We start from the raw sequence: 18,707 nt of genomic DNA on the forward strand, positions 1-18,707 counted from the left end.
TAAAGCAAAGGCAAACCAAGGCACTTTTATCTAAATAAAATGGTTCGTTATGCATAAAGTTCAATATCCATTAGCAGTCTTATATCGTTTTATTCTTGCCTTTGGTTTGGGGTATATCTGTAGCTACTTATTGTCTTTATCCTTAACCGATCTTTTTTATCCTTATTTAGCAAAAGCAGAATCTATTTATCTGGCAGCATTTTCAGCCTTAGTTTTTTATATTCTTTTTGTGATTGTGAGCTTTTGCATCCAATCTTTAAAAAAACTATCGACCATTATTCTTTCTTTGTTATCGATGTTGTTTTTACTTTCGAAATTAGTAGGTTAATCCATGTTTAAATCTGTTCGCCAATCTATGGCATGGCTACATTCATGGATTGGGCTGCTTTTAGGCTGGCTTCTTCTTGCTATTTTTATTACAGGTTCAGTGACCTATTATCGTCATGCGATCAGCACTTGGATGCAACCTCAGTTTGCAAGTATGCAAATTCATCAAGATACAGCTGTGCATACTGCTTTTGATTATCTACAAAAAAATGCAGCCGATGCCAAAAGTTGGTATATCGGTGTTGCCAATGCAGACTCTCCTGTTAATCAAATCTATTGGCAAAAAGCGGATGACAGCTATGAAAGTAAAACCTTAGATGCAAATACGGGAAAAGTGTTAAGTTTATCAGCCACACAAGGCGGTGATTTTTTCTATACTTTTCATTATCAATTGTATGGAATGCCCTACTTTATCGGACGTCTTATTGTCACCCTTGCCGCTTTGGTGATGTTTATTACCCTTATTTCAGGCATCATTACCCATAAAAAAATATTTACCGATTTCTTTACATTAAGAGCTTTTAAGGGACAACGCTCCTATTTGGACTTTCATAATGTTTCTGCTGTATTGGCCTTACCGTTCTTTTTAACCGTTACATTTACAGGTTTGGCTATATTCTTTTACATTATTTTCCCTGCTGGAATGAAGCAGTTATATCCTGACCACCCCTTTCAATATTTTGAAGAAATTAGAACTATTTCAACACCTTCAAATGAAGCCACTGTCAACAAAGCACCAATGCTGCCGATTGATTATTTTTTAAAACAGTCCCAACAACGCTGGGGAAGTTCGGAAATTGACAATATTACAGTGAAACAACCCAATACTCAGTTAGCTCAACTGACAATCACTGAACTTAAAGATCAATCGATAACACGAAACCAAGCACAACTCAGTTTTAATGTGCAAGATGGTCATTTAATGACTGATACACGTAATCACAGTGCAATTGCAACCTTAAATGCAGGTGTGTATGGCTTACACATGGCAAATTTTGCACAACCTATATTACGTTTAGCCTTCTTTTTTTCAGGTATTTTAGGCTGTGCCATGATTACATCTGGCTTATTATTGTGGAGTTTAAAGCGTCAAATTCAGAATAAAACACAGCGTTTTCATTTCGGACATTATCTGGTTAATCGTTTAAATATCGCTGTAATCTTAGGCTTGCCTATCGCAATGCTCAGTTATTTGTATGCAAATAGACTGGTTCAGATTCAAGCTGATGGCCCTAATTATGAAATCTACAGTTTCTTTATTGTCTGGTTAATGAGCTTTGTTTTTGCATTAATCACGCCACAACACTATTTATGGAAATCGCAGCTTAAAGTCTTTATTGGACTGGCTTTAGGATTACCATTTTTAAATCTTTATCATTTAATCACCCATGATCATATCCAATCATTTCAGCAATATTGGGCATTTTTGCGTGTTGATTTAATGATTTTACTATTTGCAATTCTGGCAATATTCCTACATCAAAAAATTGTGCCTATACAGCAAAAATCGGTGGCTAAAATTCAACAAAAATTAGCAAAGAATCAAGCTAAATCAACATTTTCGGAGTCTACAAAATGACTTTAATCATTGCTTGTGGATTGATTTTTATTGCGAGTTTTGGCTTATATTTAGTCAGCAGCAAACACATTCAAAAGACTTTAAAATCTAAATGGGCAATAGTGGCAAAACAACCTAAAACCATTCGCTATATTGCTTTTATTTTTATACTCATTGCACTTTGTTGTTTGACTCATTATTTTGGCAAGAGCATTGCAATCGTTGCTTTGTGTCTATTTTCAACTCCAATTATTTTTGGGGTGATCTTATCGATCAATGATTTAAAGCCTAAAGTTAAGTCTTAAAAGACTTATATTAAAGGTCTTAAATATTTCACAATTGATCAATGGCAACAAACGCTCATTCGTTAATTTTAAGAACTACATTCCGATGATTATCACCAGTAAAATTTATGAAAAAATATTCTAATATTATCAAAAAGATATAAATTATTATTTTAAAAGTATGCTTACAAAATCACTTTAGCATTTTTTAGAATAAGTAAATCAATAATCAAGACAACCACTTATATCAAAAAGTCATAAGATATGCCTGTTTTCTGATATTTGGCACTATAGTCATGGTTGGTCCTGTTGAGTTTATTTTAGCTGGTGTTCTCGTTGGTTTCTGCGTAGGTATTACAGGTGTTGGTGGTGGTTCTTTAATGACCCCTATTCTAATCAGCTTATTTAGAATAGAACCACACATTGCGATTGGTACTGACCTGCTCTACGCTGCTATTTCAAAATTTTGTGGTTCTTTAGTGCATGCTAAAAAACTGAATATTGTCTGGCCTATTGTTTTATGGCTCGCTGCGGGTAGTGTTCCTGCATCATTTGCGACCCATTGGGCTTTAGAAACCTACCTAAGTGGCTCAACACATTACAAAGCTGTATTGACCATGGTTTTAGGTTTCATGCTAACGCTAACAGGACTTTCAATCGTGTTCCGTGCACAAATTGAAAAGTTCTTTGCTAAATTTCGCGCTGAAAAACATGATTTCCATGAAACCAATAATTTCACAATTGATGGTAAACGCCCGTATGTTGTGATTATGGGGATCGTATTGGGGGTATTCGTAACCCTATCTTCAGTCGGTGCAGGTGCTTTCGGGATTATGGCACTGATTTTAATGTTTCCAAACTTACCTATGATCCGAATTATTGGTTCAGATGTGGTTCATGCCGTTTTACTGACGTCTGTTGCAGGCTTTGCACACATGACTTCTGGTAATGTGGATTTCCACTTATTGGGTTGGCTTTTAGTCGGATCGATTCCAGCGATTGTGATTGGTACACTCATCAGCTCTCGCCTACCTGAAAAAATGATTCGTAAAATTTTAGGTGTTACCTTATTTGCACTGGGTATCAACTTTATTTTGAATCCTGTAAAAAGCAAACCTGTCGAAAAACCTAAAACTGCCATGATTGTTCAAGTACAGCAACACCATTATTTAGGTTAATTCGCGAGTTTAACTCATAACTGAATTTTATGAATTGATCGCAAAGTTTTAATGATTTATTTATAACAAAACTTTGCTCAATTCATGTTATATTCAGCCAACTAAAAATACTTTTGTATGATCTAATACCCAGTGACGGCAATGAATACACAACAGTCTACTCCAATTACTCAATCAGATATTGATGACGTGAATGTACAAAGCATTCAAACACTTGTAACTCCAGCTGAGCTTAAAGCTGAATTGCCTTTAAATGAAAATGCCTATCAAACTGTGCTGCATGGTCGTGAAACAGTGCGCAATATTCTTGATGGTAAAGACAACCGTTTATTTGTTGTGATTGGTCCATGCTCGATTCATGACCCTGTTGCTGCACATGATTATGCAGATCGCTTAAAAGTTTTAAGTGAAAAAGTAAAAGATACGTTATTTATCATCATGCGTGTTTATTTTGAAAAACCACGTACAACGGTAGGTTGGAAAGGTTTAATTAATGATCCTGACATGAATGATTCTTTCAATATCGAAAAAGGTTTACGTATAGGTCGTAAACTTTTACTTGAATTGAATGACAAAGGACTTCCTTGTGCAACTGAAGCACTCGATCCAAACTCACCACAATATTACCAAGACTTAATTTCATGGTCTGCGATTGGCGCACGTACCACTGAAAGCCAAACACACCGTGAAATGTCTTCAGGTCTTTCATCACCTGTCGGTTTTAAAAATGGTACAGATGGTGGTTTAACGGTTGCAACCAATGCTATGCAATCTGTAAAGCATGGTCATAGTTTCTTGGGCTTAAACAACGAAGGACAAGTTTCTGTTATTCGTACCAATGGCAACCCATATGCTCACGTTGTTTTGCGTGGTGGTAATGGCAAACCAAACTATGATGCTGGTTCAGTTGCTGAAACTGAAAATGCTTTAGCCAAAGCCAAAGTTAGCAACAAGATCATGATTGATACCAGTCATGCCAACTCAAACAAAGACCCGTACTTACAACCTTTGGTATTGAAAAATATTACTGAACAAATTTTAGATGGTAATAAGTCTATTGTCGGGATTATGGTTGAAAGCCATATCAAAGGCGGACGCCAAGACATTCCTGAAAATCTATGTGATTTGGAATATGGCAAATCAGTCACCGACGGATGTATCGATTGGGAAACCACTGAAAAGGCCCTACTCGAAATGGATGCGGCATTAAAAGAAGTTTTACCAAAACGTTAATTAATTTAAAAACGCCATCTACATAGATGGCGTTTTTGTTTATGATGTAATGAAAATACTTTGTAAGAATGCTATGAACGAATTTGAACAAGAACTCAGCCAAATTCCAGACTTTCAGTTTATACATGAACATTTGTTTACTTCTGGGCAACCTTCAACAGAGCAATTCCAACACATTAAAGAATATGGCATAGATACCGTTATCAACCTTGCCTTTAATGATGCAGAACCGCACTTAGCAGGTGAAGATAAAATCTGTGCCGAACTTGGACTGAACTATATTCAAGTCCCAATTTTGTGGGAAACACCTGCTGATGATCAGTGCCTATTTGTTTTGGACTTAATTGCGCATTTGGTTCAGGAAAAAATGATTTGGGTACATTGTGCCAAAAATATGCGCGTCAGTAGTCTTATGTATCTATATCGTCAATATTTTATGGATATCGATATGCCGACAGCCCAAGAGCTACTACACCAAATTTGGGAACCCAATGAAACCTGGACGGGTTTGATCCATGCGGTAGGCTTACAACTTCAAGGGCGCAAAGCGACAGAAGACTTACAACATTCATTGATGAATGCAGATCAGTTTTCTTAATCCTTAGATTCTCAAAGAGTTAAAAACCGATCAGTTAATCATTCAAAATAAACGTTAGATATTAAACGATACAACAGATTAACTGATCAATTTCTACTTGGTCGGATGCGTAATCAATACGGTCGCAGTCGATAAAATACCTTCCTGACGTCCTGTGAAGCCCAATTTTTCAGTTGTTGTTGCCTTAATACTGATCTGCGTAATATCTACATCCAAAACATCTGCAATGCTTTGACGCATTTCCAAGTTATGCTTCGCCAATTTCGGACGTTCACATGCCACTGTAATATCGGCATTATTCAACACATAACCACGATCTAAAATCAGTTGATAAACATGCTTTAATAGCTTACGACTGTCTGCACCTTTAAACTCGGGGTCAGTGTCTGGAAAATGCTGTCCAATATCACCCAAAGCCAGCGCACCTAATAAAGCATCGCATAAGGCATGTAACACCACATCACCATCTGAATGTGCTTTTAAGCCATGCGTATGTGGAATTTGCACACCTGCCAAAGTCACAAAATCACCTTCATCAAAAGCATGTACATCCATTCCTTGCCCAATACGAATCGGTATGATCATTTTCAGCTCCTTTATGCAATTTTTTAGTTTGAAAAATCTTGTATTCGTACTTTCTATTTCGCTATAGTACGTATGCAAACATTGTGAAAGTATAAGCGATCATGCTGTTGAATACAGAATTTAATCAAACTAAAACACTCTTATCTGCTCTCATTTTAAGCTGTATCAGCACATCTGCTGTTTATGCTTTACCTGTAGATTGTGAGTATCAAAACACCTCAACTTTGAAGACCTTATGTGGGACACAATTCAAAGACTTACGTGCAGAATTAGATGAAAAATATTTGACAGCTTATCTCATCACAGATGCACCTACTCGCTTAATCAATGACACCAATCAGTTATGGTTCAACCGTTTAAAGCAATGTAAGTCTAACGATTGCCTTAAACAGCAAATTGATATTCGCTTAGAAGACTTTAATTTTTATACGTCAATGAATCAGAGTTTAACGCAACATTTCATTAAATATGAGCATGGTGAAATATCTAAACAACCGATTCATCTAAAAATTCACCAGTTAACCAAAGACCGCATCAAAGTTGAAGGTATTGCATACCGCAACCCCAATAACCGTAAAGACACTCAAATAGTCACCTTATTGGCATACACTACACCTGAGAAGAAAAACCAAATTTTGGACAATGAGCATGATTGTAAGTACCAACTCAATTTCCAAAAATCTATTTTATCGATAAAAACTGAGCAGAAAGGTTGTGAACGCTTTACTGGCGTTTATCGTTTATATGATTAGTTTTTATTGCACTCATCGTATTTAGATCAAAGCTAAATGCCTTAATGTATTGAGATCTTGATCATCTGAATGAGGGAAATACATAAAATAAAACGCAAACTTGCATTACAGTAGAATATTCTTTGATACTTAATTTGATAACAAATCTAAAATTTCATTTGTAAAATCATAAACTTTTGGATGAAGTATCAAATAAACTTAAACCTCAGATTAAATACTTACAAGAAAAGAGACAATGCTATGAACATTCTTAAATCTTTACTGAACTTTGAATTAACCATGACCAGCAGTAACAATCCAAAGCTTCAATTGTTTATCTCACTTATTTTTGCCCTGATTTTTATTTATCTAATCGAAAATTAATATTGATAGTCCCTTCTCCCTCTGGGAGAAGGTTAGGATGAGGGAGATTTATCAAATAAATCTTGCCCCCTCTTGCGTATAATAACGCTCATCCTTTATAAAGAAGAAAGAGCTCCCATTGTAATTACAAGTCAAGTTATATAAAAAATCGAAGAAATTAGAACCTTCAACTTTCTAAAAAAGTATTTTAAAAACAAAACGCCCAATGAATTTCATTGGGCGTTTCTATGAAATAAAAGTTAATTTATTTCCAAACTCAAATTAAATGCAAAATTATTTAATTTTGGCATGTGCTTTTAAGTAACGAGAGTAATCATCAAGGATTTGCTCACCACGGAACTTTTGATACATCTGAGTTAATTGCTGAACTTCAGCAGGACTCAAGCTATCAATCGGCGTTTGCTTCACATTTGATACAGCAACCACAACCAACTCATCTGGTAATTTAGCTGTCGTCACAGACCACATACCAGCTTTAGGGGTAGGTTGACTAAATGCTGCGCGTTCAATTTGGCGTTTCAAACCTTGAGAACGTGTGAAAGTCCCTGCATGCACAAAGTTATATTGATACTTTTTGGTCACTTCCTGCGCTGGTAATTTTTTGAAATCAGCCAACATTGCATTGAGTTTCGCATGCGCCGCATCAAAAGCTTTTTGCTCAATTAACTGCGCTTTAACACGCTCAGTCGCTTGTGCTAAAGGTTGAACACCCGCAGCATGGTACTTACGTACTTTGATCCAAACCGTATCACCATTTGCAGTTTGAATGTTACTTGAAGCAGTTTGATTGCCCGCTTTCACATCTTCACTAAACAATTTAGATTTAACCGCAGGATCAGCAAATACTGGATTTGTAGTGCCTAGCGTAACGCCATTTGCAGATTCAACTTTTACAGTTTTAATCGCTTCTGGAATGACATCTAAACTATCACCACTTACAACTTGTTCATTTAAAGTATTCACTGTGTCTGAGTAGTAATTTGCAGATTTGCTCTTTAATACTTCAGCAGTTAATTCAGCTTTTTTAGCTTCAAATGAAGGCACTACACCTGCAACTGTTTGCACTTCTAATATGTGATAACCAAATTGCGTTTTGACGGGTTTAGAGATTTGCCCATTTGCAGTGCTTGAAACCGCAGCGTCAAACTCAGTACCAAAAGCACCTGGTGCATAGGCAGCAAGTAAACCACCTTTTGCTTTCGAGTCTGGATCTTCTGAGTATTGTGCCGCAGCAGCTGCAAATGAAGTCCCTGCTTGGATTTTTGCATACACATCATTGGCAAGTTTAGCTGCTTGTTCAGGTGTACGATTGTCTAAGGTGATCAAAATATGCTTTACATCACGTTTAGCATCTTTGTTTTGCTTTTCAACAAACTGATTATAAGCTTGTTTTAACTCTTCATCTGACACCGCTGTATTCGGCTGAGTCAAAGTCGCAGGACTTAACACAACATAGTCCACATCAACTGAAGCAACTTGTTTAAACTTATTTTGATGTTTGTTGTAATAATCAGCAATTTCCTGATTCGTCACTTTCACATTGGCTTTGTATTCATCAAGCTTAATGCTCGATAAGAACAATTCACGCTGCTCAGTTTGTAAGTTTGCAATCTGTTGAATATCAGTTTTGCTAACCAAAGCGTTGTCAGTAAATGTCGTCATTAACATTTTTAAAGCATGATCTTGACGTAAACTTGCAATCAACGTTTGATTGGTCATTCCGACAGAACGCAAATAGTTTGCATACAAGTTTTGTGAAAATTTACCATTTTCTTGAAAACTTGGTTGTTGAGCGATCATTTGCTCAATTTGTGCATCACTTAATGAAATACCCAGCTTGTCCGCTTGCTGAACCAACAATGAACGCGCAATTAAATTATCAAGAACAGTATTTTGAATATAAGACTGATTGAGCAAAGATTCATCACCATTTAGGCGTTGAAGCAATTGATCTTTATACGCTTTTGTCTGCGCTTCTAAATCTTTTTTCGAAATATCTTGACCATTAACGGTTTTAGCTACGTCTTCTTTTTGCCCACCGCTGAAATAACCTTCAATACCGACCACAGCAAATGGCGCTAAAAATAACACAAGGAGAACTTTACCAAACCAGCCCCTTATGAGCGTACGAAACGATTCCATGAGTATTCCAATATTTTATTTCGTAGGGATTCTAACTGAAATTAGCAAATGAATGAATGAGCAATCTCTTATAATTCGACATTTTTCATAAAAAACGCGCCACATGGGCGCGCCTATAGCAACAAAAGATTAAGCTACTGAATCTTTTAATCCTTTACCCGCTTTAAAGCTAGGAACTTTGCTTGCTTTAATTTGTAGTTCTTCACCAGTTTTCGGGTTGCGCCCTGTACGAGCAGCACGGTCTTTCACACTGAAAGTACCAAAACCAACTAAAGTTACTGTATCACCCGTTTTAAGTGCTTCACCGATTGAAGCAATAGTCGCATCTAATGCTTTACCTGCATCAGACTTAGACAATCCCCCTTTCTCTGCAATCGCGTCGATTAATTCTGATTTATTCATGAAGATTACGTCCTCTTATATCGTTTGTTTAAGTTCCAAGGCTGTAGATCAAAGGCCATGACGACTTTATAGCAATGCTTTGGGGGAAAACGCAAGACTCCAAACCAGCTTTTCACAAAATTTATGACCAAAAAATGAGATTTTTTTACTTTCACAGCATTTATTTCATTTTTTTAGCAATTGTTCACGTAAGTTTTTATTCTCATCAGCCAGTGCATCCACCTTACTATGTAGCTGTAAAATGAGGTTTTCTAAGTGTTGTAAATCTTTTGCCGTCACTAAACCAATACGATTAAGCGAATGATTAACACTTTGGTCTATTAGTTTCTCAACTTTATCTTTGGTATCTGTCACGGACTCTTTGGTTTTTTCCGCAACTTTATTGACTGTCTGATCTGTGACTTCAACTGTTTTAGACTCAAGCTCTTCACCAACTTTCACCAATGAATCGAATAATTTATTGCCTTCTTCTTCTGCGCGCGAAAATGCACCCAAACCTGCCAACCAAATTTGCTTGGTATATTTTCTAAAATCTAAAGCCGATTTTTTTTGGAATTTATTTCTCTGTTGCGATGAAATCTGTCCTTTTCCGTCTGTAGTTTGATCAGATTGTTCTACACTGTTATTTTTCATATCTTGCTCCATCTGCCCCGCACTCCTGCATTTAATTGCTTAAATGACCAAATTATGTAGAAAATATCCCTATAATATCAAATAAAAGTATTGAACCTTTTGCTAAACTGTTCTACAAAGCAAAAGTAATTATTTAATGTTAAGTAACACTTTGCAATTCAACAATGGTTATGCGATAAATATTTTCCAAACCATCAAAGAAAATTGAGTGTTTCTTTTTTGAGAATATATTTTGTAAATGGATTTTGTGAATTATTTCACTTTTTAGTTTTAAGAGATCGGACTCTCTGTTTTGCAATAGGAATTTTATATGGATGAAGCGCAACAAAAACAAGGTCAAACTCGTTTGTTGCTAAACATTGTCATGATTATATTGGAGACAATTTATTCTTTCGTATTAAAGCATGATCGTGTTGTTCGCTTACAGGCAAAGACATTTGTCACACAGCAAATAACTATAAAAGTGAATAGCTACATTCCTTACTTTGATTTTTATGTCCAATTTACAGACCGTGGCATATTATTTGACTTACACCCATTTGAAAAAGCTGTGGATTTAACAGCAAGCAGCACTTTGCTTGATTTAATTCAGATTTTTGTATTTGCCAATCGTCGCAGTATGAAAAAAATGCGTTTGGAAGGCAGTCCAGAACTGAAAGACCAATTTCGTGATTTAGTGGTACATTTAACAGCACCAAAACTATTGTCCGATTGGAAGCAATGGCTAACCCATCCTGAAAATGACAATGAAACACGTGCTTCAAAAAAACGTATTGCCCCGCTATTGGAAAAAATTGATCTACAGCGCTCTAAAATCAATACGCTACAAGTAGAAGTCAAACAGTACCAAAACCGCATTAAACGCATGAAACAAAATCAAAAAAGAATGAATACTGCTTTTGGTGTAGTAGGCTTTCTATTTTTAGTATTAATCGTGTATAATTTGTGGCAGATTTTCTCTTAATTCTTAAGAGAATCTATACTTAAATAAACAATTACAAATTCTGACTAAAATAGTCAGAATTAACCTCGAAAAAACTTGACTATTTTAGTCAGGATTCATAAAATTCGAACATCTAGTCTAAAACATGTGTATCGAATCATGCGCCTAACTACTCGCGGTCGCTACGCAGTGACTGCACTACTTGATTTAGCATTGCAGCCAGCTGAGCAAACGATAACGCTTGCAGAAATTGCAGCTCGCCAAACAATCTCTGTCGCTTACCTCGAACAATTGTTCGCAAAATTAAAGCGTCATGGTTTGGTTTCAAGTGTTCGTGGTGCAAATGGTGGTTATCACTTAGCGCGTAGTGCTGAAGAAATTACTGTCTTAGAAATTATTGAAGCCGTAAACGAAACAGTTGATGCTACACGTTGCGACCATAAAGGAAACTGCCAAAATGGTGCAATGTGTCTAACTCATGATTTATGGCAAGAACTCTCCCTCCATATTGCCGATTATCTCGCTAAAATCTCGCTTGCAGACTTAGTTACGCGTGACAACGTACAAACCGTTGCCGTTCGTCAAAACTCTACACATCTTGATTCAGCCCTATTATCGGTTACAGGTATTTGACATGAAACGTCCGATTTATCTTGACTACGCAGCAACGACACCTGTTGATCCTCAAGTAGCAGAACGCATGATGGAATGTTTAACCTTTGACGGTACATTCGGTAATGCAGCCTCTCGTTCACATGCTTATGGTTGGCAAGCTGAAGAAAAAGTTGAATACGCACGTGAACAAGTCGCTAATTTAATTAAAGCCGACCCACGTGAAATCGTATGGACTTCTGGTGCAACTGAATCAGATAATCTTGCACTTAAAGGTATTGCGCAATTTTACGGTTCTAAAGGCAAACACATCATCACAAGTAAAATTGAACATAAAGCAATTTTAGATACTTGTCGTGAATTAGAAGAAGAAGGTTTCGAGATCACTTATCTTGAGCCAGAGCCACAAACAGGTCTGATTACCCCTGAAATGGTTCAAGCTGCATTACGTCCAGATACGATTCTTGTTTCACTGATGATGGTGAATAACGAAATCGGTACGGTGACAGATGTTGCTGCGATTGGTGAACTCACTCGCGCGAACAAAACTTATTTCCATGTCGATGCTGCTCAAGCTGCAGGTAAAGTTGAAATCGATCTTTCAAAAATGAAAGTTGATTTAATGAGCTTCTCTGCGCACAAAATTTATGGCCCTAAAGGTATCGGTGCTTTATTTGTACGCCGCAGCCCACGTGTTCGTATTAAAGCGCAAATGCATGGCGGTGGTCATGAGCGTGGCATGCGTTCAGGTACGCTTGCAACTCACCAAATCGTTGGTATGGGTGAAGCATTCGAACTTGCAGGTAAAAATTTACAAGCTGAACAAACACGTTTACGCGTACTGCGTGACAAGCTTTGGAACGGCTTACAAGATTTAGAACAAGTGTTCTTAAATGGCCACCCTGTTCATAATGTTGCGAACTATCTCAATGTCAGCTTTAACTTTGTTGAAGGCGAATCATTGATGATGGCACTGAAAGATGCTGCTGTATCATCAGGTTCAGCATGTACTTCTGCAACATTAGAACCTTCTTATGTACTTCGTGCACTTGGTCTATCTGATGAATTGGCACATAGCTCGATTCGTTTTAGTTTCGGTCATTACACAACTGAAGCTGACATTGACCATGTCATTGAAATCACCAAAGCAGCCGTTGAAAAATTACGTGCACTTTCTCCGCTTTGGGATATGTACAAAGAAGGAATTGATTTAAGTACAGTGGAATGGGCTGAACACTAATCACACAATCAAAACTCGGCATTTCATTGAAAATCAGTGAAATGCCCTCATATTAGACTGTAGCAATACATATTATCAACGCTGACCCCGAGGTTTGGAGAAGCATCATGGCTTATAGTGAAAAAGTAATCGATCATTACGAAAACCCTCGTAATGTAGGTGTTTTAGACAAAAATGCGGAAAATGTTGGTACAGGTATGGTCGGTGCACCAGCTTGTGGCGATGTTATGCGCCTTCAAATCCAAGTGGATGATAATGGTGTTATTGAAGAAGCACGCTTTAAAACCTATGGTTGTGGTTCTGCAATTGCTTCAAGTTCACTTGTAACTGAATGGTTAAAAGGTAAAACTTTAGACGAAGCTCAAGCGATCAAAAACATTGATATCGCAACTGAACTTGCTCTACCTCCTGTAAAAGTACACTGTTCAGTACTTGCAGAAGATGCCATTAAAGCTGCTGTTGAAGATTACCGTAGCAAGAAAACTAAAGCCTAATATCTGTAGGTTTATTTTACAGATCATTTTATAACGGAGTTTTCATGATCCATTTAACTGAAAATGCTGCAACTCATATCAGCAATTATTTAAAAAATCGCGGTAAGGGTGAAGGTATTCGTCTTGGTGTGAAAACTTCAGGCTGTTCAGGCTTAGCTTATGTGCTCGAATTTGTTGATGAAATAGATACACATGATCAAATTTTTGAACAGTTTGGCGTTAAAGTTTTTGTAGACCCCAAAAGTTTGGTTTATCTCGAAGGCATGGAAATGGACTATGTAAAAAATGGTCTAAATGAAGGCTTCGAGTTTAATAACCCGAACAAAAAAGGTGAATGTGGTTGTGGTGAATCTTTCACTGTTTAATAACAGCCCCGACACTTTTCACATTAAAACAGTGCACAACACTGTTTTAATCATATTTATTTATACCGTTTTCTTGCAAAACATCGTGGATGAGTATCTCCCATGAGTCATTTTGAGTTGTTTAATCTCCCAGAAGCACTCGATATTGATCTAGCAACCTTAAAAGCTAATTTTTTAAAATTGCAACAACAATATCATCCTGATAAAGCTGAAGATAAAGATCAAGCACTGATTAAATCAAGTGAAATTAATCAAGCATATAAAGCTTTATCTCATGTGGATAGTCGAGCCGCTTATCTTTTAGCACTCAAAAAACAAGATCATCATTTAGATCAATCCATTAGTGATTTTGAGTTTTTGCAATCTGCGCTAGAAATACGCGAACAATTAGATGAAGCAAGCACGACTGATCAACTTAACTCACTTAAAAATGAAGTAAACCAATGGATTGATGGTTTAGTTCGTGAGTTTAAAATTGATTATTTAGATGAGGATTGGGCAGAAGCACGAGATACTGTTCGTAAATTACGTTTTTTCCAAAAAGTTATGAATGATATTGAAAAGGCTGAAGACCGTCTTTTAGATGATGAAGACTTTGATTTAGACGACGATTTTTAACTTCGGGCTGAACCCATTCACTTAAAGCGCTATTTTGTATATTTAAAGCTTGTATATTTTAAGGATGTAACACATGGCACTCTTGCAAATTGCTGAACCAGGTCAATCAAGTGCGCCACATGAACACCGTATCGCAATTGGTATCGATCTAGGTACAACACATTCTTTAGTTGCCACAGTATTGTCTGGAAAAGCTAAAGTTCTCAATGATGAACATGGTCGTGTACTCCTACCCTCTATTGTCCATTATTCAAAAAATACAACTGAATATGGTGATGTAGCTAAACCTTTTATCACCACAGATCCTAAAAATAGCATTGTTTCAGTTAAACGCTTTATGGGACGTTCTAAAGCAGATATTAAATTTCAGCATCCATACCACCTTGTCGGTGCGGACAATGAAATGCCTGCTTTCGAGACTAATCAAGGCCGTAAAACCCCTGTAGAAATTTCTGCTGAAATTTTAAAACAACTCAAAGATCGTGCTGAAAAAAGTTTAAATAATCCTGTGAATGGTGCTGTGATCACTGTTCCTGCCTATTTTGATGAAGCACAACGCCAAGCAACCCGCGATGCTGCTGAACTTGCAGGTTTAAACGTATTACGCTTACTCAATGAACCAACGGCTGCGGCTGTTGCCTATGGCTTGGATCAAGAGAGCAACCTTGAAAATGATCGCAATTATGTGATTTATGATCTTGGTGGCGGTACTTTTGATGTTTCAATTTTACGTTTTTCTCAAGGTGTTTTTGAAGTTCTCGCAACGGGTGGTCATACAGCACTGGGTGGTGATGATTTAGATCGCTTAATTGTTAAATGGGCTAAAAAACAACTCAACATAGACACTTTAGATGATGCTGAATATGCACATTTTCTAGTATCTGCACGTAAAGCCAAAGAAGCGTTAAGCGATGCAGAATCTGTTGATATTAAAGTACTTAGCCATCACCTAAGTTTAAACCGCAGTACGTTTGAAGAAATCATCAAAATTGCATTAGATAAAACCATCAACGTGTGCAAACGTGTCATGCGCGATGCCAAACTCGAACTTGATGATATTCAAAATGTTGTTTTAGTTGGTGGTTCGACTCGATCTTATGCTGTACAAAATGCGGTTAAAGCTGTTTTCAAACAAGAACCGCTTTGCACGATTAATCCAGATGAAGTCGTTGCAATTGGTGCGTCCATCACAGCCAATCAATTGATTGGTAATTCAAAAGATGGCTCTTTACTGCTAGATGTTACCCCGCTTTCCCTTGGCTTAGAAACCATGGGTGGTTTGGTTGAGCGCTTAATTTCACGTAATACAGCCATTCCAGTCGCTCGTCGCCAAGAATTTACGACCTATCAAGATGGCCAAACAGCAATGTTGATTCATGTCGTACAAGGTGAACGTGATCTTGTTGAACATTGCCGTAGTTTAGGGCGTTTTGTTCTACGAGGCATTCCACCAATGACTGCTGGTCAAGCTCGTATTGAAGTCACTTTCCAAGTGGATGCTGATGGTTTATTAATGGTTTCTGCCAAAGAAACCACCTCTGGCATACAAGCGCAGATTGACATCAAGCCATCTTATGGATTGTCTGAAACAGATACTGAACGCTTACTTTTAGATGGCTATAAATTTGCTGAAGAAGATAAAAATCTTCGCCACTTAAATGAAACTAAGGTTGAAGCTCGTCGTGAGCTAGAAGCATTAGAACAAGCTTTAAAAGTTGATACACAACTTTTAAGTGCAGAACAATTAGATTCACTGAATCAAGCGACTGCACAATTAAAAGTACAACTTGAAACAGATGACATCAAGGCCATTGAACATGCGATTGAGCAGTTAAAAGAACATAGCGATGCTTTTGCTGCTGAACGTATGAATCAACATATTGATCACGCCTTAAAAGGCACCAAACTTGATGATTGGTCAAACTCAAACTAATTTATAGGTAAAGACTATGCCACGTATTAAAGTACTACCTCACGCAACAATTTGCCCGAATGGTGCTGAGTTTGAAGTTGAAGAAAATGCCAATCTTTGTCAAAGCTTACTCGATAATGGCATCAAAATTGAGCATGCTTGCGATATGTCAAAAGCCTGTACCACTTGCCATGTTGTTGTGCGCAAAGGTTTTGATAATCTTGATGAAATGGATGATGTTGAAGCCGATTTACTTGACCGCGCTTGGGGCTTAGAGCCAGATTCTCGCCTTTCATGTCAAGTTAAAATCACCGATGAAGATATGGAAATTGAAATTCCAAAATACACCATCAATCATGCTTCAGAGAACCATTAACTCTCAATCAAAGTATACAATAAAAAACCACTCTAAACTGAGTGGTTTTTTTACAACTGAGATTCAGGAAAAATTAAAAATGTCAGATCAAATAATCAGGCTTAACTTCATCTTCAGCATTTAATTTTGCAACGCCCTGAGCATTGGTTAACTGCTGTTGAATTTTAATACGGTGAACCATTTTTTCTAAAACTTCAACCAATTCAGCATATTCAAAGTTTTGTACTTCTTCTAAATTAAGCACCAAATGGAAGCCTTTATACTCATAATCAAACCATTGCTGATTTTCATTTTTATTTGCTGAATATTTTTCCATGACCTGCCAAGTGCGTACTTTACCTTGAATACCTTTCAATTCAATGGGTGCTTTAGGTGCACAAAGATAATCATTCTTCACCAATTTAAACGTTTCTTCTGAAATTAGAATTTCATCAATTTCAGCAGCATATTGCAACCGTGCTGCCAAATTAGCATCACGCCCAACAATCGTATAGGCCATACGATGAACCGCACCATAGTTCCCTACGTGGCAATACCCTGTACTCACACCCATACGAATATGAAGCGGCGCATAACCCATTTTCACCCAACGCTCTCGTAAAAACGTCATTTGCTGACGCATTGCCAAAGCCATGTCCATACAGTTTTTAGCGTCTCGCTCCACACCTTGCGAATCAGGATCACCGAAGAAAATCAAAATAGCATCACCCATAAATTTATCAATGGTTGCGCCATATTGTTTTGCGATTTCAGTCATATGACTCAAGTAATCATTTAGAACAAAGGCTAAATCATCTGGAATGAGTGTTTCAGATAGCTCCGTAAAGCCTTGAATATCTGAGAAGAAAACGGTTATTTTTTTACGTTTATATTCGATTTTCGCTTCTGAGTCACCTCGCATAATCGCTTGCCACAATTGTAATGGCGCATAACGACTGAGCTGATTTGATAACTCAATATAACGGTTCATTTCGTTAAAGTAAGTCTGCTTTTGTTTTTCAACCAGCTTCATGCGTCGGTTTTGATAGTAATTTCCAATATTCACAAACATGATCAAACTAACAAATGACAAGACTGATAGCTCAAGACTGGTTTGTTCGAAATAACCATCAAACCCAAAAATGAAGATAATATTGGTATAAAAAACCACAAAAGCGATTAATGTGGCTAAAGAGCCCATCATAAAAGATATTTTATTGTTAATTGCAGTATAAATAAGTGCAAAGAACAATACAAAAGACACCACTAAACTTAAATGAACAGCTGCAAGCGCAGTGGATACAACCACCACATCAATTAAAAAATAGATATTTTTTCTTGCTTTATAACCATAACGGTATTCAAGCCAACGAGAAAGTTTTGGGCTAATTAGAAAAATAAAAACAATAAAAATAGGGACATAAATCTGATAATTAGCTATAGGCGAAGTGAAATAATAAATAACAACCAACAAAGCAATCATTAAATACCCCATAAATCTCTGGAATATTTCAAATTGCTTTGGCTCTTTATCTAACATACGGTCAAATGGCAAAATATTTTACCTCGAATGTCATTTATTAAACACTTCCCATGTGTCGCTGAATCAATCCATACGCCAGTCAAATGGCATATCACCTTGACCACGTAGCGCTAACATCAGCGTTTGACGCATATGCGCCAAAACTTCATTTGTATATGGAACTGCTTGAAGACCAAACACAGGTTTAGGCCAAGCCACATCGTTTTGATAACGAACAACGTGGTGAAAATGTAATTGCGGAACCATATTCCCCAATGCTGCTACATTCATTTTGTCAGCACGGAAAACGCGAGAAAGTTGACTAGACAACCAACTTGATTCACGCAAAAACTGCTCTTGATCTGCTTGACTCAGTTCATAAAGCTCTGTGATACCCGGCACACGTGGAATAAGGATCAACCACGGAAATTGCATATCATTCATTAAACGACATGTTGAAAGCGGAAAATCGCCTACAAAAAAAGTATCTTGAGCAAGTTGTGGATGCAAACTAAACATATCTTTATAAATGACGCAAAATTAAAATGATGGACAATACTACCACATCGGTTTTCATGTGAGTATTGCTTA

At 37.0% G+C, this 18,707-nt stretch carries 21 protein-coding genes; 15 read left to right on the top strand and 6 right to left on the bottom strand.

Annotated elements, in window-relative coordinates; all coding sequences use genetic code 11:
- The first annotated feature begins 49 nt into the window (after positions 1 to 49).
- The 6 genes from ACY45D_RS09800 (at position 50) to ACY45D_RS09825 (ending at position 5,178) form a co-directional block, all read left to right on the top strand.
- Positions 50 to 328 carry a hypothetical protein gene (locus ACY45D_RS09800; protein ID WP_463106579.1) on the top strand — a complete coding sequence of 93 codons (279 nt, stop codon included), beginning with the start codon at positions 50 to 52 and terminating at the stop codon, positions 326 to 328.
- A gap of 3 nt (positions 329 to 331) precedes the next feature.
- Positions 332 to 1,906 carry a PepSY-associated TM helix domain-containing protein gene (locus tag ACY45D_RS09805; protein ID WP_463106580.1) on the top strand — a complete coding sequence of 525 codons (1,575 nt, stop codon included), beginning with the start codon at positions 332 to 334 and terminating at the stop codon, positions 1,904 to 1,906.
- Positions 1,903 to 2,190, top strand: coding sequence for a hypothetical protein (locus ACY45D_RS09810; protein ID WP_463106581.1), 288 nt, complete (start codon positions 1,903 to 1,905; stop codon positions 2,188 to 2,190). The genes ACY45D_RS09805 and ACY45D_RS09810 overlap by 4 nt, the downstream gene beginning before the upstream one ends.
- 275 nt (positions 2,191 to 2,465) lie before the next feature.
- Positions 2,466 to 3,347: a sulfite exporter TauE/SafE family protein gene (locus ACY45D_RS09815; protein ID WP_463106582.1), complete on the top strand. Its 882-nt coding sequence runs from the start codon at positions 2,466 to 2,468 to the stop codon at positions 3,345 to 3,347.
- Positions 3,348 to 3,488: 141 nt separating this feature from the next.
- Positions 3,489 to 4,580: a 3-deoxy-7-phosphoheptulonate synthase gene (locus ACY45D_RS09820; protein ID WP_463106583.1), complete on the top strand. Its 1,092-nt coding sequence runs from the start codon at positions 3,489 to 3,491 to the stop codon at positions 4,578 to 4,580.
- A 73-nt stretch (positions 4,581 to 4,653) separates the two neighbouring features.
- Positions 4,654 to 5,178 (top strand): protein tyrosine phosphatase family protein, encoded by a 525-nt coding sequence (locus ACY45D_RS09825; protein WP_463106584.1) that lies wholly within the window; start codon positions 4,654 to 4,656, stop codon positions 5,176 to 5,178.
- 93 nt (positions 5,179 to 5,271) lie between these two features.
- Here the strand turns inward: ACY45D_RS09825 and ispF are convergent, their stop codons facing one another.
- Positions 5,272 to 5,763, bottom strand: coding sequence for a 2-C-methyl-D-erythritol 2,4-cyclodiphosphate synthase (gene ispF, locus ACY45D_RS09830; RefSeq protein ID WP_463106585.1), 492 nt, complete (start codon positions 5,761 to 5,763; stop codon positions 5,272 to 5,274).
- Between the two features lie 101 nt (positions 5,764 to 5,864).
- Between ispF and ACY45D_RS09835 the strand changes: the two genes are divergently transcribed.
- Positions 5,865 to 6,515, top strand: coding sequence for an A1S_1983 family putative colistin resistance protein (locus tag ACY45D_RS09835; RefSeq protein ID WP_463106586.1), 651 nt, complete (start codon positions 5,865 to 5,867; stop codon positions 6,513 to 6,515).
- Between the two features lie 636 nt (positions 6,516 to 7,151).
- Here ACY45D_RS09835 and ACY45D_RS09840 read toward each other — a convergent pair.
- The 3 genes from ACY45D_RS09840 to ACY45D_RS09850 form a co-directional block, all read right to left on the bottom strand.
- Positions 7,152 to 9,020 carry a SurA N-terminal domain-containing protein gene (locus tag ACY45D_RS09840; protein ID WP_463106587.1) on the bottom strand — a complete coding sequence of 623 codons (1,869 nt, stop codon included), beginning with the start codon at positions 9,018 to 9,020 and terminating at the stop codon, positions 7,152 to 7,154.
- Between the two features lie 129 nt (positions 9,021 to 9,149).
- Positions 9,150 to 9,422, bottom strand: coding sequence for an HU family DNA-binding protein (locus ACY45D_RS09845; protein WP_010114788.1), 273 nt, complete (start codon positions 9,420 to 9,422; stop codon positions 9,150 to 9,152).
- 165 nt (positions 9,423 to 9,587) lie between these two features.
- Positions 9,588 to 10,055, bottom strand: a complete 468-nt coding sequence (locus tag ACY45D_RS09850; RefSeq protein WP_463106588.1) for a phasin family protein — start codon at positions 10,053 to 10,055, stop codon at positions 9,588 to 9,590.
- A 310-nt stretch (positions 10,056 to 10,365) separates the two neighbouring features.
- Here ACY45D_RS09850 and ACY45D_RS09855 point away from each other — a divergent pair, with 310 nt between their 5' ends.
- From ACY45D_RS09855 to fdx, 8 genes are all read left to right on the top strand, one after another.
- Positions 10,366 to 11,019 carry a hypothetical protein gene (locus ACY45D_RS09855; protein ID WP_463106589.1) on the top strand — a complete coding sequence of 218 codons (654 nt, stop codon included), beginning with the start codon at positions 10,366 to 10,368 and terminating at the stop codon, positions 11,017 to 11,019.
- Positions 11,020 to 11,157: 138 nt separating this feature from the next.
- Complete coding sequence (locus ACY45D_RS09860) at positions 11,158 to 11,631, top strand: Rrf2 family transcriptional regulator (protein WP_463106590.1); 474 nt, start codon at positions 11,158 to 11,160, stop codon at positions 11,629 to 11,631.
- Between the two features lies 1 nt (position 11,632).
- Positions 11,633 to 12,850, top strand: a complete 1,218-nt coding sequence (locus ACY45D_RS09865; protein ID WP_463106591.1) for an IscS subfamily cysteine desulfurase — start codon at positions 11,633 to 11,635, stop codon at positions 12,848 to 12,850.
- A gap of 107 nt (positions 12,851 to 12,957) precedes the next feature.
- Complete coding sequence (gene iscU, locus ACY45D_RS09870; RefSeq protein WP_005010233.1) at positions 12,958 to 13,344, top strand: Fe-S cluster assembly scaffold IscU; 387 nt, start codon at positions 12,958 to 12,960, stop codon at positions 13,342 to 13,344.
- Between the two features lie 44 nt (positions 13,345 to 13,388).
- On the top strand, positions 13,389 to 13,709 hold the full coding sequence (iscA, locus tag ACY45D_RS09875; protein WP_120382442.1) for an iron-sulfur cluster assembly protein IscA: 321 nt from the start codon (positions 13,389 to 13,391) through the stop codon (positions 13,707 to 13,709).
- 102 nt (positions 13,710 to 13,811) lie between these two features.
- Positions 13,812 to 14,327 carry a Fe-S protein assembly co-chaperone HscB gene (gene hscB, locus ACY45D_RS09880; RefSeq protein WP_463106592.1) on the top strand — a complete coding sequence of 172 codons (516 nt, stop codon included), beginning with the start codon at positions 13,812 to 13,814 and terminating at the stop codon, positions 14,325 to 14,327.
- A gap of 73 nt (positions 14,328 to 14,400) precedes the next feature.
- Positions 14,401 to 16,260, top strand: a complete 1,860-nt coding sequence (hscA, locus tag ACY45D_RS09885; RefSeq protein WP_463106593.1) for a Fe-S protein assembly chaperone HscA — start codon at positions 14,401 to 14,403, stop codon at positions 16,258 to 16,260.
- Between the two features lie 16 nt (positions 16,261 to 16,276).
- Positions 16,277 to 16,615 (top strand): ISC system 2Fe-2S type ferredoxin, encoded by a 339-nt coding sequence (gene fdx / locus ACY45D_RS09890; RefSeq protein WP_010114772.1) that lies wholly within the window; start codon positions 16,277 to 16,279, stop codon positions 16,613 to 16,615.
- Positions 16,616 to 16,697: 82 nt separating this feature from the next.
- Here fdx and ACY45D_RS09895 read toward each other — a convergent pair whose 3' ends face one another.
- Together ACY45D_RS09895 and ACY45D_RS09900 are read right to left on the bottom strand one after the other, a co-directional pair.
- Positions 16,698 to 18,149 (bottom strand): adenylate/guanylate cyclase domain-containing protein, encoded by a 1,452-nt coding sequence (locus ACY45D_RS09895; protein ID WP_463106594.1) that lies wholly within the window; start codon positions 18,147 to 18,149, stop codon positions 16,698 to 16,700.
- 51 nt (positions 18,150 to 18,200) lie between these two features.
- A complete protein-coding gene (locus ACY45D_RS09900) occupies positions 18,201 to 18,635 on the bottom strand; it encodes an HIT domain-containing protein (protein ID WP_004830893.1) in 435 nt (144 codons plus the stop codon).
- Between the last annotated feature and the right edge of the window lie 72 nt (positions 18,636 to 18,707).

This window comes from Acinetobacter sp. BZX-2 (assembly GCF_055179795.1).

What these genes read in the sequence shown, in the direction of transcription:
- ACY45D_RS09800 (WP_463106579.1), top strand. Translation starts at nt 50, where the DNA reads ATGCATAAAGTTCAATATCCATTAGCAGTCTTATATCGTTTTATTCTT.
- ACY45D_RS09805 (WP_463106580.1), top strand. Translation starts at nt 332, where the DNA reads ATGTTTAAATCTGTTCGCCAATCTATGGCATGGCTACATTCATGGATT.
- ACY45D_RS09810 (WP_463106581.1), top strand. Translation starts at nt 1,903, where the DNA reads ATGACTTTAATCATTGCTTGTGGATTGATTTTTATTGCGAGTTTTGGC.
- ACY45D_RS09815 (WP_463106582.1), top strand. Translation starts at nt 2,466, where the DNA reads ATGGTTGGTCCTGTTGAGTTTATTTTAGCTGGTGTTCTCGTTGGTTTC.
- ACY45D_RS09820 (WP_463106583.1), top strand. Translation starts at nt 3,489, where the DNA reads ATGAATACACAACAGTCTACTCCAATTACTCAATCAGATATTGATGAC.
- ACY45D_RS09825 (WP_463106584.1), top strand. Translation starts at nt 4,654, where the DNA reads ATGAACGAATTTGAACAAGAACTCAGCCAAATTCCAGACTTTCAGTTT.
- ispF (WP_463106585.1), bottom strand. Translation starts at nt 5,763, where the DNA reads ATGATCATACCGATTCGTATTGGGCAAGGAATGGATGTACATGCTTTT.
- ACY45D_RS09835 (WP_463106586.1), top strand. Translation starts at nt 5,865, where the DNA reads ATGCTGTTGAATACAGAATTTAATCAAACTAAAACACTCTTATCTGCT.
- ACY45D_RS09840 (WP_463106587.1), bottom strand. Translation starts at nt 9,020, where the DNA reads ATGGAATCGTTTCGTACGCTCATAAGGGGCTGGTTTGGTAAAGTTCTC.
- ACY45D_RS09845 (WP_010114788.1), bottom strand. Translation starts at nt 9,422, where the DNA reads ATGAATAAATCAGAATTAATCGACGCGATTGCAGAGAAAGGGGGATTG.
- ACY45D_RS09850 (WP_463106588.1), bottom strand. Translation starts at nt 10,055, where the DNA reads ATGAAAAATAACAGTGTAGAACAATCTGATCAAACTACAGACGGAAAA.
- ACY45D_RS09855 (WP_463106589.1), top strand. Translation starts at nt 10,366, where the DNA reads ATGGATGAAGCGCAACAAAAACAAGGTCAAACTCGTTTGTTGCTAAAC.
- ACY45D_RS09860 (WP_463106590.1), top strand. Translation starts at nt 11,158, where the DNA reads ATGCGCCTAACTACTCGCGGTCGCTACGCAGTGACTGCACTACTTGAT.
- ACY45D_RS09865 (WP_463106591.1), top strand. Translation starts at nt 11,633, where the DNA reads ATGAAACGTCCGATTTATCTTGACTACGCAGCAACGACACCTGTTGAT.
- iscU (WP_005010233.1), top strand. Translation starts at nt 12,958, where the DNA reads ATGGCTTATAGTGAAAAAGTAATCGATCATTACGAAAACCCTCGTAAT.
- iscA (WP_120382442.1), top strand. Translation starts at nt 13,389, where the DNA reads ATGATCCATTTAACTGAAAATGCTGCAACTCATATCAGCAATTATTTA.
- hscB (WP_463106592.1), top strand. Translation starts at nt 13,812, where the DNA reads ATGAGTCATTTTGAGTTGTTTAATCTCCCAGAAGCACTCGATATTGAT.
- hscA (WP_463106593.1), top strand. Translation starts at nt 14,401, where the DNA reads ATGGCACTCTTGCAAATTGCTGAACCAGGTCAATCAAGTGCGCCACAT.
- fdx (WP_010114772.1), top strand. Translation starts at nt 16,277, where the DNA reads ATGCCACGTATTAAAGTACTACCTCACGCAACAATTTGCCCGAATGGT.
- ACY45D_RS09900 (WP_004830893.1), bottom strand. Translation starts at nt 18,635, where the DNA reads ATGTTTAGTTTGCATCCACAACTTGCTCAAGATACTTTTTTTGTAGGC.